Source organism: Aquibacillus salsiterrae, from assembly GCF_028416595.1.
Taxonomy (GTDB): Bacteria; Bacillota; Bacilli; order Bacillales; family Amphibacillaceae; genus Aquibacillus_A; species Aquibacillus_A salsiterrae.
This window is the reverse complement of sequence record NZ_JAMQKC010000013.1, coordinates 47,118-61,278: the sequence shown is the minus strand read 5'-3', so window position 1 is coordinate 61,278 and position 14,161 is coordinate 47,118. Positions and strand designations below refer to the sequence as shown.

The 14,161-nt window shown below is 37.7% G+C and carries 13 protein-coding genes and 1 other RNA gene; 5 read left to right on the top strand and 9 right to left on the bottom strand.

The features are described from left to right. Positions 1–1,244: 1,244 nt before the first annotated feature. From NC799_RS12755 to tadA, 7 genes are all read right to left on the bottom strand, one after another. Positions 1,245–1,511, bottom strand: coding sequence for a pro-sigmaK processing inhibitor BofA family protein (locus tag NC799_RS12755; RefSeq protein WP_272446830.1), 267 nt, complete (start codon positions 1,509–1,511; stop codon positions 1,245–1,247). A 71-nt stretch (positions 1,512–1,582) separates the two neighbouring features. Continuing rightward, a complete protein-coding gene (locus NC799_RS12750; RefSeq protein ID WP_272446829.1) occupies positions 1,583–1,801 on the bottom strand; it encodes a YaaL family protein in 219 nt (72 codons plus the stop codon). Positions 1,802–1,817: 16 nt separating this feature from the next. Beyond that, positions 1,818–2,414, bottom strand: a complete 597-nt coding sequence (gene recR, locus NC799_RS12745) for a recombination mediator RecR (RefSeq protein ID WP_272446828.1) — start codon at positions 2,412–2,414, stop codon at positions 1,818–1,820. Positions 2,415–2,426: 12 nt separating this feature from the next. Further along, entirely contained in the window at positions 2,427–2,756 is a 330-nt protein-coding gene (locus NC799_RS12740; protein WP_272446827.1) for a YbaB/EbfC family nucleoid-associated protein, read from the bottom strand. Positions 2,757–2,785: 29 nt separating this feature from the next. Beyond that, positions 2,786–4,474 carry a DNA polymerase III subunit gamma/tau gene (gene dnaX, locus NC799_RS12735; RefSeq protein ID WP_272446826.1) on the bottom strand — a complete coding sequence of 563 codons (1,689 nt, stop codon included), beginning with the start codon at positions 4,472–4,474 and terminating at the stop codon, positions 2,786–2,788. 145 nt (positions 4,475–4,619) lie between these two features. Next, positions 4,620–4,885, bottom strand: an RNA gene (gene ffs / locus NC799_RS12730) — signal recognition particle sRNA large type. Between the two features lie 104 nt (positions 4,886–4,989). Further along, positions 4,990–5,463, bottom strand: a complete 474-nt coding sequence (gene tadA, locus NC799_RS12725) for a tRNA adenosine(34) deaminase TadA (RefSeq protein ID WP_272446833.1) — start codon at positions 5,461–5,463, stop codon at positions 4,990–4,992. Between the two features lie 241 nt (positions 5,464–5,704). Between tadA and NC799_RS12720 the strand changes: the two genes are divergently transcribed. Further along, entirely contained in the window at positions 5,705–6,994 is a 1,290-nt protein-coding gene (locus tag NC799_RS12720; RefSeq protein WP_272446825.1) for a glycoside hydrolase family 18 protein, read from the top strand. A gap of 118 nt (positions 6,995–7,112) precedes the next feature. Here NC799_RS12720 and NC799_RS12715 read toward each other — a convergent pair whose 3' ends face one another. Continuing rightward, positions 7,113–7,823, bottom strand: coding sequence for an urease accessory protein UreH domain-containing protein (locus tag NC799_RS12715; protein ID WP_272446824.1), 711 nt, complete (start codon positions 7,821–7,823; stop codon positions 7,113–7,115). Between the two features lie 208 nt (positions 7,824–8,031). Here NC799_RS12715 and NC799_RS12710 point away from each other — a divergent pair, with 208 nt between their 5' ends. Together NC799_RS12710 and NC799_RS12705 are read left to right on the top strand one after the other, a co-directional pair. Further along, positions 8,032–9,066 (top strand): LCP family protein, encoded by a 1,035-nt coding sequence (locus tag NC799_RS12710; protein ID WP_272446823.1) that lies wholly within the window; start codon positions 8,032–8,034, stop codon positions 9,064–9,066. Between the two features lie 16 nt (positions 9,067–9,082). Beyond that, positions 9,083–9,703 carry a DUF421 domain-containing protein gene (locus NC799_RS12705; RefSeq protein WP_272446822.1) on the top strand — a complete coding sequence of 207 codons (621 nt, stop codon included), beginning with the start codon at positions 9,083–9,085 and terminating at the stop codon, positions 9,701–9,703. A gap of 149 nt (positions 9,704–9,852) precedes the next feature. On the opposite strand, the gene acsA is transcribed toward NC799_RS12705, so the two are convergent. Further along, the gene (acsA, locus tag NC799_RS12700; RefSeq protein ID WP_272446821.1) at positions 9,853–11,568 is read right to left on the bottom strand and encodes an acetate--CoA ligase; all 1,716 of its coding nucleotides are present in this window, start codon (positions 11,566–11,568) and stop codon (positions 9,853–9,855) included. Positions 11,569–11,956: 388 nt separating this feature from the next. Between acsA and NC799_RS12695 the strand changes: the two genes are divergently transcribed. Together NC799_RS12695 and NC799_RS12690 are read left to right on the top strand one after the other, a co-directional pair. After that, entirely contained in the window at positions 11,957–12,490 is a 534-nt protein-coding gene (locus tag NC799_RS12695; protein ID WP_272446820.1) for a YceI family protein, read from the top strand. Positions 12,491–12,654: 164 nt separating this feature from the next. Then, positions 12,655–14,154, top strand: a complete 1,500-nt coding sequence (locus NC799_RS12690; RefSeq protein ID WP_272446819.1) for a spore germination protein — start codon at positions 12,655–12,657, stop codon at positions 14,152–14,154. Positions 14,155–14,161 lie beyond the last annotated feature (7 nt).

Here is a 14,161-nt window from a genome sequence, read left to right as displayed (position 1 = left end):
GATCAAACTCTCCAATAAATGAATGAGTTGATTTACTCATAAACTTGACTAGCAATTGTATTTCTAATCTAGCTTCGGCTCCCAATAGCTAGCGTATAGTTAATCCATCATTTCGCACTTGAAGTTCAAAGTGCTACATGCTGTCTTATCTATCCGTACGCTATTAAACAGTCGCCTACACTTTTTCTTTAAACATACTGGTTGTTTTGTTCAGTTTTCAAAGATCAATGGATTCTCTCGCTGTCACTTCATCTCTTAGCGACATAAACTATCATACCATGCCATTTCGTAGAAGTCAACAATTATTTTCAACAATTTTTGTTTGTCGTTAACTATTTTGAAGCGACTTTAATAATTTAACATAATGGTATGCCTTACGTCAACTGTTTTTTTGAAACTAATAGCGATTTAATCAATTTAACGTTAATTGACCCCGCCATACTGTAATCTGTTCATATTGATGGTGGTTATTCCGAAGCCTAGCCATGGTTGTATTCTGAAAAAGTTTTGTCACCCACGCATTTTTTATATAATGCGCACTAACTTGTTAGGGTTGATTTGCGCTCCGGGCAGCGTGTGCATTCTAAAAACGTGGGTCGAAAGAGTGTGTGCCCTTGGTTCACGTGTTTCGTGCCGATTTTAGAATGCAGTAGTCTATTTGGGGCTCGTAAATTCTTTTATCGGGGAAAGAACCTATTAGGGTAACATAAGAATCTTTACGTAACCGAACGATGCCTTTTTCAGTTGGTAATGGTAAGATAAATTGATTTATATTACCATTTCTTGTTGCCAACTGCCTTTCGGGTTACATAAAACTGTTTATGTTACCGCTTTTCAATTTCACAAATTGTTTTGGTTCCATAAAGCATTTATGTTACCAACTAATCTTCAGCCATGTTCAGCTTGGTAATATAAATTTTCCTATGTGACCAAATCTAAAATAAATGAACACTAATTGGGCACATAAGGATTTTTTTGTTGCGTAGTATCGATCTATTATAATTAAAAGCAACAAACTATACAAAAATAGCTTTTTATCAAAAGCGCTGCAGCTGGGCGTGACTGAATGTTATCCACGTTTAATTTTTCGTGTAAACAAAATTCGGTAGTAGGCCGTACCATACCTACTGCAATCTGTTTTCATTGTATGACTACGGGTAAGCTATCCATTCTTACTATAAGAAGCTCTTGGATCTTTTTATACTTTCTTATCTTAAAATAAAAAGAGCTGTCTCCTGACAACTCTATCCAAGTACGAATATTTGTAATGCAGTAAGTGATGCCAGTCCAGGGATTCCTAAAAAGCCAGCAATTAACGTAGTATAAACATTTATAGGTAGATGTAATCCTATGGAAGCTCCAAACGTATTAAAAAAGAATAAAAACAGTACACCGATAACTAATTTTATCGTACCTTGAGCAACAAATCTCATCGGTTTAAGCGGTGCTCCTAAGATCAACAGTAAAGCAATTAACACAACCATACCCGTGATAACAATAGTTGAGTCCACTTTTCCTCCTCCTTCTGCTTGTCCTTTCTACAAAATATGAAAGAGTTAAGAGAAAAAGAACCTTATTTTATTTATCTTAGGGCACTAACTTTGCGTTTTCTAGCTTCTCGTAAAAGATAAAAATATTTAGCCTCAGCAACCGCTAAGTCATGCAAACCCGTTTCACTTGGTTCGAAACTTCTATCAATAATAGACTTTAGACTCATCCATTCATCTTTTAATTGAAATATTTCATCAAGCAACTGTTGATCTACATGTTTTTTCTTTTGGGGTTTTTTTCCAGGCAGCATGTTTATCACCTTATTTTTATAATTCTCTTCTGCCTTCCATTGCTTTCGAAAGCGTTACTTCATCCGCATATTCAAGGTCTCCACCCATTGGCAGACCGTGAGCAATTCGAGTCGTTTTAATCCCTGATGGCTTCACTAAACGAGAAATGTACATTGCCGTTGCTTCTCCTTCAATATTCGGATTCGTCGCAAGAATTAGCTCTTCAACGGCTTCATCTTTCAACCGAGATAACAAACCAGGTACATTTATATCCTCTGGTCCAATCCCATCCATTGGTGATATCGCACCATGCAATACATGATATCTCCCAGAAAATTCTTTCATCTTTTCCATCGCAATCACATCTTTTGGATCCTGAACAACACAAATAATCGAACTGTCCCTAGATTCATCCTGACAAATCGAACAAGGATCAACGTCGGTAATGTGACCACAAACAGAACAATGGGTTAGTTCTCTTTTTGCACTCACCAATGATTTTGCAAAATCTAATACATCATCTTCTTTCATATTTAAAACAAAAAAAGCCAGGCGTACGGCTGTTTTCGGCCCGATTCCTGGCAATTTAGTAAAGCTGTCAATCAGCTTAGAAATTGGTTCAGGATAATACACAAAGATTACCTCCTAGAACATTCCTCCAGGTAAGTTTAACCCTTTGGTGAATTGTCCCATTGTGTCATTTGATCTTTCTTCCACTTGTTTCAAAACATCATTCGTAGCAGCAATTATTAAATCTTGTAGCATTTCCACATCATCCGGGTCTACTACTTCTTCTTTTATTTCTATATCAACAATTTCCTTTTTACCATTGGCAACGACTTTAACCATGCCGCCTCCTGCAGTTGCTTCAAAGGACATTTCTTGAAGCTCTTCTTGAGCCTTCATCATATCCTTTTGCATCTTCTGCATTTGTTTCATCATCTTATTCATGTTTCCTCCCATACCACCACGCATGGAAATCCCTCCTTTTATTTATCTCCATTTTAATCTTTTATTTCTAGTAAATCATCACCAACCAGCTTTCGTGCTTCCTCTACTAGCGGGTCAGCCTGTGTTGTGTCACCTGTTTCTCCACCTTCTTCATTTCGTTGGCTTCTAAGAAAGTCTTCTCGAACCTCTTGCCAGTTCACTTCTGGAATTGGAATGATGGATAGCTGTTTACCAAGTAATTCAGCTAATAGTAATTCTATCGTTTGTTGATGGTCTAAAGCAAGCGAACAGTGTATTTCATACTTAAATGCCAATATTAAGGAATCATTTGAAGCCGCTCTTGGTTTGCTGTCGTGAACTGTAGCGTGTGCAGGTGCACTTTTGCGTTTTAAAGCTTCCATGAAATTTGGCCATTGAGATTGGACATTCTTTAATTCTACCTTAGAAGCTTCACTTAAGACATGGCGTATTTTTTCATATGGTACCTTATACATACTCTTAGTCGACCGGCTCGGTGTACGTTTTGGTACATTATTTACGTTAGCATTATCCGGTTGTGGATTGTGTGCTTGGCTTTTAACTGTGGCCAATTCTTTTTCCAACTGCTCTAGTTTATAGATTAGTTCATTTACTCTACTATCATCGAGCTGGGATGTTCGCTTTTGGTCTGTGATTCGTAACACAGATATTTCAATAAATACCTTTGGGCTTGTTGTCCATTTTATTTCTTGCTGACATTGATTTAATTCAGTGATTGCTGCCTGAATCCATTCAGCATCTAATTTTTCAGCCAATGCTTTAAACATATCATTTACGATCGCTCTTTCTAATATGTGGCCAAGTTCTGGGGCGCTTTGATATAACAACAAGTCGCGTAAATAATAGATTAGGTCAAATACAAAACGGCCTGGGTCTTTCCCTGCTTGAATGATTTCATCTATTGTAGATAAAGCGTATTGAACATTACGTTCAGACATGGCATCAACAATTTCAGACAATTTACCTTGGGAAACAGCTCCGGTTACCGCTAATACGTCATTTAGTTCGACTTGGTCTTCACTGTATGATATTGCTTGGTCCAGTAGGCTTAATGCATCACGCATTCCACCTTCAGCAGACAAAGCAACAATTTCTAGTGCCTCCATCGACACTTTTATCTCCTCTGCGTCAACAATTGTTTGCATTCTTTCAACCATTGCTTGCTGCGAAATTCGTTTAAAATCAAACCGTTGACATCTTGAGATAATGGTCAGCGGAATTTTATGAGGTTCAGTAGTTGCCAAAATAAAAACCACATGTTTTGGTGGTTCTTCCAATGTTTTTAACAGCGCATTAAACGCCCCAATCGACAACATATGCACTTCATCTATAATATAGACTTTGTAGGGTACTGAACTAGGTGCATATTTTACTTTATCTCTAATATCTCTTATTTGTTCAACCCCATTGTTTGAGGCTGCATCAATTTCAATGACATCAGAAATCGACCCATCTTGAATTCCTAAACAAGCAGAACACTCATTACAAGGTTCGATCACAGGAAACTTTTCACAGTTAACCGCTTTTGCAAAAATCTTGGCTGCACTTGTTTTTCCGGTTCCACGAGGACCAGAAAAAAGGTATGCGTGTGTGAACTTCTCCTGCATAATCGCATTTTGTAGGGTACGAGTTATATGGGTTTGTCCGACTACGTCTGCAAAGCTTTTCGGGCGCCATACGCGGTATAGGGCTTGGTAGCTCATTTTTCACGATCCCCTCTTTGAATTCCTCTTTATTATACATGAAATGAAACGATGGTGTGAACTAGTATGATGGAAGTATTTTGAGCCAAACATTAAAAAACCTCTTGCCGTTTGACAAGAGGTTTTTAATTTATATAGTTATATACCGTGCACCCATCTTCGATGAAACAACCCCATGCGTTACTTAAGTTCATGGCTCGACCCAGGCTTCCCCGCGGCACACGAGAATAACCGCTTACTGCTGCTTCCTTCCGGATCTGACAGGGTTCACGGGTTCCCATTGCGCAGGACCCGAGTGTCAACACCAATCCCTTAAGGCAGACCATGCAGCCACTCCACCTCGGATGGGAATTCAGCCTCGCTACAGCGGATTGCGAGTACAGGGCACCGCTACCTCCCCGCTTAGCACGGCAAATTTGCTATCAATTATTAGATGCGCTGTTTGTAGCGCAATTACAAGTATAGCGAGTTTTATATAAAATTGCAATGATAATCAGCTGTAAATGTTTACCACATTATTTCTGTTGCGTTCTTTGTGCCCTTAACGCTTGAAAGAAATCCGATAACAGTTTGCCACACTCTTTTTCTAGTACTCCCCCCTGTACAATCGCTCTATGATTAAAGCGATCATCTTGAAGCAAATTCAGTAAGGAACCAACACATCCAGCTTTGGGGTCATAAGCCCCAAACACAACACGTGGTATTCGAGATTGAAGAATTGCCCCCGCACACATTGGACATGGCTCTAATGTGACATAAAGGGTACATTCTTCCAATCGCCAACTTCCTATCGTTTCATTTGCTTTATCAATCGCAATTAATTCGGCATGTGAAGCAGTAGTCTGTAGGGATTCCCTTAAATTAAAAGCAGAAGCGATTACTTGATCTTGATGAACAATCACCGCCCCAATCGGTACTTCTCCAAGCTGTGCTGCCTTTTTTGCTTCATCTATAGCTAAATGCATGTAGTATTGATCTTGATTGGTAATCTCAGACACATTGCTACTACTGAATATCTAGTTGCATACTAAAATCTCTTTCCAATGATGCATCATTTTCTATTCAAGTAGTAGGTTTCACCTCCTTTAATTTCGACAACGTTGATTCCTTGAAGAGCTTTCCTATCCATCATACCAAATTTATTTTTAAAAAATAGCAATTGTTAGACACCCTTTTTATCTCTAATCATAGGCTAACAACGAGTAAAAATTTGAAGAGGAGGAATGCGCTTTGCAAATCCACATCGTTGAACGGGGACAATCCCTTTCTTCTATTGCAAACAGATACGGAACAACAGCTACCGCGATTGAAGCTGCCAATGAATTAGATGCACCGTCAGAACTAGTTGTAGGGCAATCATTAGTCATCCCTATTGTTGGACAGTTTTACGTTGTTCAGTCAGGGGATAGTTTATACCGCATAGCCCAACGCTTTGGCTTAACTGTTAATGAATTAGCTAGAATTAATAATATTGCTGTTAGCCAACCACTTTCTGTCGGTACTCGCCTCTATATTCCGGAAACACCAGAACCGACGATTGAAGTAAATGCTTATGTCGAACCATTGGGTGGAACCGTTTCAGAGACACTTAAGAATTCAGCACAAAAAAATACACCATACCTCACTTACTTAGCACCGTTTAATTACCGGGTCACAAGAACAGGAGAGTTGGTTGCCCCACCATTAGATAATTTTGCTACTATTGCTGCTAATAACAATGCAACATTGATGCTAGTTGTAACAAATTTAGAAGAAGGGGCCTTTAGTGCGGAGTTAGGGAAGCTTATTGTTACAAATAATACTGTTCAAAATACGTTACTTGATAATATTATTGCTACGGCAAAGGAAGTAGGCTACCGTGATGTCCACTTTGATTTTGAATACCTACCGCCTGCTAACAGAGATGATTATAATCAATTTTTACGTAAAGCAAAACAACGTCTATCGAATGCAGGCTTACTCATGTCGACAGCACTCGCACCGAAAACTAGTGCCACCCAGGAGGGGGAATGGTATGAAGCACATGACTATAAAGCCCACGGGGAAATTGCTGACTTTGTTGTGTTAATGACGTATGAATGGGGCTATAGTGGTGGTCCAGCAATGGCCGTATCTCCAATAAAACCGGTCCGTGATGTTGTCGAATATGCCTTAACGGAAATGCCAGCTAATAAAATTATGCTTGGTCAAAATTTATACGGATATGACTGGACACTCCCATATGAACCTGGTGGAGATTATGCAAAAGCATTAAGTCCACAACGCGCGATTACGCTTGCAAGAGAACAAAATGTTGCGATTGAATATGACAATGACGCTGAGGCACCTTTTTTCTTTTATACCGATGCAAATGGAAAACGACATGAAGTTTGGTTTGAAGATGCTAGGTCAATTCAAGCAAAATTTGATTTAATTAGGGAATTAAACTTACGCGGTATAAGTTATTGGAAGCTAGGGCTTGCTTTCCCACAAAATTGGGTTTTACTTGAAGATAATTTTGAAATCCGTAAAAGAGGATAGCTATTAACTGACCGAGGACAAAAATAATTGTTCTCGGTTTTTTATAGGTGTTTTCGGTAAAGTTGTTGTTATTATCATCGCAGTAGCATATTTTGGTTCGGCACATATACCTTTAGAGCTATTTTATCCAGTTCTTTATTAACTCTTCTGTAATCCCAATATTGTACATGATTACTAGCCCATAAGCTAAACTTGCCACACCTGCGAGTCTGATAATGAAATGATTAATCTTAACCTTTTTGACTGAAAGAACGAAAGGAATACTAATAAATGATGTAACTAAAAACATTCCAAACATAGTTCCCACGCCATAAATAATAAGATATATGGCCCCCTGCCATAAAGTATCTACCGAAGCAATCGTTAAAAGAACCATCGCAGCACTTCCTGCAAGGCCATGAATAAGACCTATAATTAATGACTTTCGGTAGGAAACATGTTTATAATCATGCGATTCCTTGTTTTTATCTGAATAAAAATGTGAATGCACTTTACCATCATGGTAATGGGTATGGGCATGGACCTTTTCTTTCCTAATTGATGTAATATTTGTTAAACCGAGATAGACCATCATAATTCCAACTACAAACTCTAGAGATAACGCCCATGTATCTGTTATTTGCCCCTTCATCATTATCAATACAAAACCGACAATAAATAATGTAGTCGTATGGCCAATCCCCCAGAAAACACCAGCTAATGAAGCTTTCGACAACTTTTTACTTTGACTTGCAATGGTGGAGACAGCAACAACATGGTCAGGTTCCATGCCTCCTTTAATACCCAATATAAATCCTACAACTAAAACTGATAATAAACCTGCATCCATTTCCACACCACTTTCAATTATTCTTCCTACATTATAAAAGAATGCATTTATTAATGTAAACAATTTTTGCTAATTTTGAGTTATACCGACAACTCCAAGGAAGTAAGCAAATTGTTGCATGATTTCCCCAATTTAACAGGTATGTTTTGTTTAATTATGCTAATTATGATGACTAGAGGTGTAATACAGGTGCGTTGGGAGTGAAACAATGGAAGAAAAAAGAGCTAATAAACATAATCACCCAAATTGGAAAAGGAAGTTACTTTATTTCCTACTAATCTTATTCCTTTCTTCCCTGGGCGTCGGTGGATACTTTTTTTATGAAATGTACACTGCTGCAAACAAATCCTTTACAGACCTAGAGCGTGCGGGAAACAAATCGTCCTTACGAAAACAAGAAGTCACGATTGGTGATGATCCTCTGTCAATTCTTTTAGTCGGAGTTGAAAACTATTCGACTGGTGGACAAAATGGGCGAGCAGATACGCTAATTGTTGTTACACTTAATCCTGAAACCGACAGTATGACGATGACGACGATTCCACGTGACACTATGGTTGAGATTAATCAAGTAGAAGAATATGCAGGTACGCACAAAATTAATGCTGCTTACACGTTTGGTTCGATATCTGGTTATGGAGGAAGCAAACTGACAGTGGAAACAGTGGAAAATTTATTAGATATCCCCATTGATAAGTATATTGCTGTCGACTTTGAAGGATTTAAGGATATTGTTGATGCACTAGGTGGCGTGACCATTGATGTTAAAGAAGGGTTTTGGGAGAAAAACATTTACCAAAACAATGAGCGCATTTATTTTGAACAAGGACCAATGCATTTAAATGGGGAAGAGGCCCTCGCTTTTGTACGAATGAGAAAACGAGACGTTAACGTAACATACCCTAGAGAAGAAAGACAACGCCAATTTATTCGTGCGGTTATGGACGAGACCATTTCTGCTGGAACAATTTTAAAGGTGGATAAAATATCGGATATTCTTGGAGAAAATATTGAAACGAACTTTAAACCGAAAGAAATTTATGGACTCGAAAGAACGTATGCATCCGCTAGCTCAAACCAAGTGGAAACACTCAACATTGAAGGAACAAATGAACGAGTTAATGGCTTGATCTACTTTGTTCCAAATGAAACTGGTTTAGCAACCATTTCTGAACAATTGAAACAACAATTACAATTAAAAACGAATAAAACAATGCCAACCATTTATAAAGCAAATAATTAAGAAACGGGGTAATCACATGGAGATAGATTTGAAATTTATTTTAAATTCCTTTTTGTTAGTATTTGCGGGTATTTTTCTCTTACGAATTGCTGGTAGAAAGTCTATTTCACAAATGACACTAGCCCAAACAGTCATCATGATCTCGATTGGTTCAATCATTATCCAACCAATTGTCGAGACAAGTGTTGCACGAACGCTGATTGCCACCTCCATCTTTATAATTTCACTTATTTTAGTGGAATGGCTTCAAGTAAAGTCTAATTTTATGGAAAAATTAATTACCGGTAAATCAAAAATATTAATCGAAAATGGGCAAATTCAAATAGATCAATTAAAAAAACATCGTCTAACCGTTGATCAATTAGAAATGTTTATTAGACAACAAGGTATCCAAAAAATTTCTGATTTAAAAACAGCAACGATTGAGCCGAACGGAAAACTTGGTTATGAGCTTAAAGAAGATGCTCGTCCCTTAACAATAGGTGAATTTAAACAAATGATTAATCCAAGTATGTTAAATCCGTCATATGTCCCAGTCTCCCAAACCAATGACCAACAAGCCCAGCAAAACCAGGACCAACTCTTTGATGAAATAAAATATAACCATAAAACTGACCATAAAGATTATTTGCAGTAGTTATAAGAAAGCGTAAGCGCCCTGCTAGATTGTGCTTGGATTTTTTATACTTAGATACCAAGAGGCTTAGCTCTTGGTATCTTTTTTATTTTGTAGGTGAATAACCTAAAATCAGGAGCTTCCATTATGCGCATGCACTTTTGTTTTTATTATTCTTCTAAGGTAGACGTATCACCTGTAGGCAGGCCTAATTCCCAGGATTTAAGGAGTCTACGCATAATCTTACCACTACGCGTTTTTGGAATCGTGTCTTTTACTTCGATTTCACGTGGTGCAGCATGGGCACTAAGTCCAGTTTTAACGAAGACACGAATATCTTCTAGTAATTCATCGGACTCACTGTAGCCTGGATTAAGCGTAATAAAGGCTTTGATTATCTCACCACGTTCTGGGTCTGGCTTACCAATTACCCCTGCTTCTGCTACTGCAGGATGCTCGATTAATTTACTTTCGACCTCAAACGGACCAACACGCTCACCTGACGTATTAATTACGTCATCTAAGCGCCCTTGGAACCAGAAATACCCATCTTCATCCATATAGGCACTATCACCAGACACATACCAATCTTTTATGAAATAGCTTTCAAATTTACCAGGATTCTTCCAAATTGCTCGCATCATCGATGGCCAACCTTTCTTAATCGCAAGGTTACCCATTTGATTTGGCGGAAGTTCATTACCCTCATTATCAACAATAGCTGCTTCCACACCTGGAATAGGTTTCCCCATTGACCCAGGACGAATATCCATACACGGATAGTTCACAATTAACATGCCGCCTGTCTCTGTCATCCACCACGTATCATGGATGCGAAGATCAAAAGCTTTCACACCCCAAGTAATAACTTCAGGGTTAAGCGGCTCACCAACACTCATAATATGACGAAGTGATGATAAATCGTATTGATTGGCGACATCCTCACCAGCACTAACTAGTTTACGAAACGCTGTCGGTGCAGAGTACCAAACCGTTACATTATTTTTATCAATTGTTTCATACCAAGATTCAGGAGTAAAGCGACCACCACGTATGACGTTCGTCACCCCGTGTAACCATGGTGCAAAAATGCCGTAGCTCGTGCCAGTTACCCAGCCCGGGTCTGCGGTACACCAATAAATATCATCTTCCTTAAGGTCAATCACCCAATCCCCTGTTGCATAATGCTGAACCATCGCATTGTGCACATGATAGACACCTTTTGGTTTCCCCGTCGAACCAGATGTATAATGCAGTAGCATTCCATCTTCAAGGTCAACCCATTCAATGTCAAATTGTTCTGATGCTTTCGCCATTTCCGTGTAAAAATCAATGTAATGAGCTGCATCCTCATTGTGGTCTCCAACCAAGACAATCTTCTTTAAATTCGGCAACTCATCTTGAGGTACTCTTCCTAACAGTTCCGGTGTAGTTATTAACATACTAGCTTCACTATCTTCTAAACGATCACGAACTGCTTGCTCCATAAATGCTTCAAATAGAGGACCAGCAATAGCGCCGACCTTTAACACGCCAAAGAAGCTCGCATAAAATTCAGGACTTCTTGGCATAAACATAAAGATCCGATCACCTTTTTCAACACCATGGTCCTTTAATATATTTGCAAATTTATTACTTGCTTTCTTTAAATCTTCAAACGTTAATTTCTCTTCCCGGTCAGGGGCAGAATAAATAAGTGCAACTTTATCTTTTTTAGCAGGGTTCTCTGCATGGCGATCAATTGCCTCATAAGCTGCATTCACTTTTCCAGTCGTTGACCAACTGAAATTCTTCTTAACTTCTTCCCAACTAAAATCTTTTCGAGCTGCTTCGTAGTTTGTTAAATTATAGTTTCCTTTTCTCGCTGGAATTGATTGCATATCCATCTAATCACCTCAGACTATTTTTTGTAAACGGTTGCATTCTAATTGAATAAAAAACTTCATGGTTCATGCTTATGAAGGATTCTTGGATAGTATTTTAAAATTTATAAATTTTTCATAATTCAATTTTAGACTATTTGATAAAAAAATTAAAGAGATATGTTTTAACAACAGCGCAAGTCGTGCCTTGCCCAGCCTTAGGCAAGCTTAAGCAGAAATATGTTTTTAGATGATTGCGTACTAGATGTCCATCTAGGAAACGAATGTAGCTGAATTTAAAATTATCTTTAATTTGAGATATTGTTCTTGACGAATATAAGTTACTATTATATACTCACTTACATAAAGTAACTAAATAATAAATGATAACAAATTTTATGGGGGTATTAACATGACAAAACAAACATTTAAGGTAGATTCGGCTCACTCTAGCATTGATTTTTCAGTGAAACATATGATGGTATCTAAAGTAAAAGGTACGTTTCATGAGTTTGATGTCGAGTTAACTGCAGACCCTGCTGACTTAACGACAGCTGAAGTTCAATTTACCATTGACATTAAGAGCATCGATACTCGTAATCAACAACGGGATGATCACTTACGTTCTGCTGATTTCTTTGATATCGAAAATCATCCTAACATAACTTTTAAATCAACGAATGTATCTAAAGTATCAGATGAAACTTATGAAATTACTGGTGAGTTAACTATTGCCGGAAAATCACGCACGGAAACATTTACTGTTAATTTCGAAGGTTCTGGAAAAGACCCATGGGGGAACGAAGTGTTTGGTTTCAACGCAGAAGGAAAAATTAATCGAAGCAATTACGGAATTACTTACAATGCTGCCCTTGAAACTGGTGGCGTGTTAATCGGCGATGAAATTAAAATTAATATTGAATTAGAAGCAATGATTGAAGCTTAATCGTGCTGTCAGAATATTTTTGTTCAAAACGTTTGGATTTTTCCTAATCCAAACGTTTTTTATTTTCCCACTGATTATTGATAAAAATACTTTCTCATAATTTCCCCTCTAATTACAAAGACTATGAGTTATCATACATACATTTTACGAGAGAGGTGCAGTTGGTGCTTCGCTTTTTAAAAAATAATTTGAAAAACTCTAGTAAAGAAGATAATGAAAAATACCCTTCTATCGCAAAAAATTTAGATAAAAATGTTAAACAATTGAACAAGATGTTTTCGTCTGATAAAAATAGTGACTTTGCAAGTAGGGAGTTTGTTGCTCAGTATTCTAACAATAAAATAAACATCTTTTACTATTCAACGATTGTAAATGGTGACAAATTATATACTGGCATCATCCAACCACTATTAGAAAATGTCGGTGAGACACTAAAAAATGTCGTCACCTTAGAGGCTATTGAGGAACTTAGCACGTATGAAGACGTCATTGAACACATTAACAGTGGGTATGTAATTATCTTTGAAGATACCTTAGATAAGGCTTTTGCAATAGATGTAGCTCAATTTCAACATCGAGGCATCGAAAAGTCACAAAATGAAAGTGTAATAAAAGGTCCTAAAGAGGCATTTACCGAAGCTTTAGGCGTTAATGTTTCGTTACTAAGAAAAAGGTTTCATGACAAACAATTAATTAATGAATCTTTAAAGGTTGGAGAGCGGTCAAAGTTAGAAGTAAACCTTTTATATGTAGAAGATTTAGTCAATAATGATGTGTTAAAAGATGTAAAAAAGCGAATTAATGACATCAAAAGTGATAATGTCCGAAATGTTGAAATGTTAGAGCAGTTCTTAGAAGAGAGGCCATATTCGATTGTGCCAAGCATTTTGTATACGGAACGCCCAGATAAAGCAGCTACCTATATTGAAGATGGCTATATTGTTATTTTAATGGATAATTCATCAGCATGTTTAATTGTACCGATAAACTTTTGGGCTTTTTTCCAATCACCTGAGGACCGTTATTTACGGTTTTTGTATGGTAATTTCACTCGATTAATTCGATTTATTGCTTTTTTCATTACCGTTTTTATTTCGGCAATCTATATTGGTGTCACCAATTATCATAGTGAAATGATTCCACCAGACTTGCTACTTGCTATTACAGCTGCAAGAGAACGTGTCCCGTTTCCACTAGTATTCGAAGTGTTGTTAATGGAAATAGCCTTTGAATTAATTCGAGAAGCAGGAATTCGAATTCCCAATCCACTCGGACCTACCATTGGTATTGTTGGCGCACTCATCTTGGGCCAGGCGGCTGTTGATGCCAATATCATTAGTCCGATTGTCGTCATCATCGTTGCCTTATCTGGTCTTACATCATTTGCTGTGTCAGATGTTAGCATGAACTACTCCGTCAGGCTGTCCAAATACATCTTTATTACTGCTTCGGCATGGTTTGGTATGTTTAGTCTGACGGGAGCGTTTATTGTATGGATCAGTTATTTAAGTTCATTGAAGTCATTTGGTGTACCATTTTTCTCTCCAGTTACACCAACGTATAAATCACCAGGCAATAATTTATTTAGAAAAGCACTTAAAAATGAAATATGGCGTCCGGGAAACATTAAACCGAAAGATATTAAGAAGAAACAGACTGAATGAACAGGTG

Excerpts from the sequence above, each read along its gene's own strand:
- acsA (WP_272446821.1), bottom strand. The coding sequence starts at position 11,568 with ATGGATATGCAATCAATTCCAGCGAGAAAAGGAAACTATAATTTAACA.
- NC799_RS12715 (WP_272446824.1), bottom strand. The coding sequence starts at position 7,823 with ATGGATGCAGGTTTATTATCAGTTTTAGTTGTAGGATTTATATTGGGT.
- dnaX (WP_272446826.1), bottom strand. The coding sequence starts at position 4,474 with ATGAGCTACCAAGCCCTATACCGCGTATGGCGCCCGAAAAGCTTTGCA.
- NC799_RS12710 (WP_272446823.1), top strand. The coding sequence starts at position 8,032 with ATGGAAGAAAAAAGAGCTAATAAACATAATCACCCAAATTGGAAAAGG.
- NC799_RS12740 (WP_272446827.1), bottom strand. The coding sequence starts at position 2,756 with ATGCGTGGTGGTATGGGAGGAAACATGAATAAGATGATGAAACAAATG.
- NC799_RS12695 (WP_272446820.1), top strand. The coding sequence starts at position 11,957 with ATGACAAAACAAACATTTAAGGTAGATTCGGCTCACTCTAGCATTGAT.
- NC799_RS12705 (WP_272446822.1), top strand. The coding sequence starts at position 9,083 with ATGGAGATAGATTTGAAATTTATTTTAAATTCCTTTTTGTTAGTATTT.
- NC799_RS12750 (WP_272446829.1), bottom strand. The coding sequence starts at position 1,801 with ATGCTGCCTGGAAAAAAACCCCAAAAGAAAAAACATGTAGATCAACAG.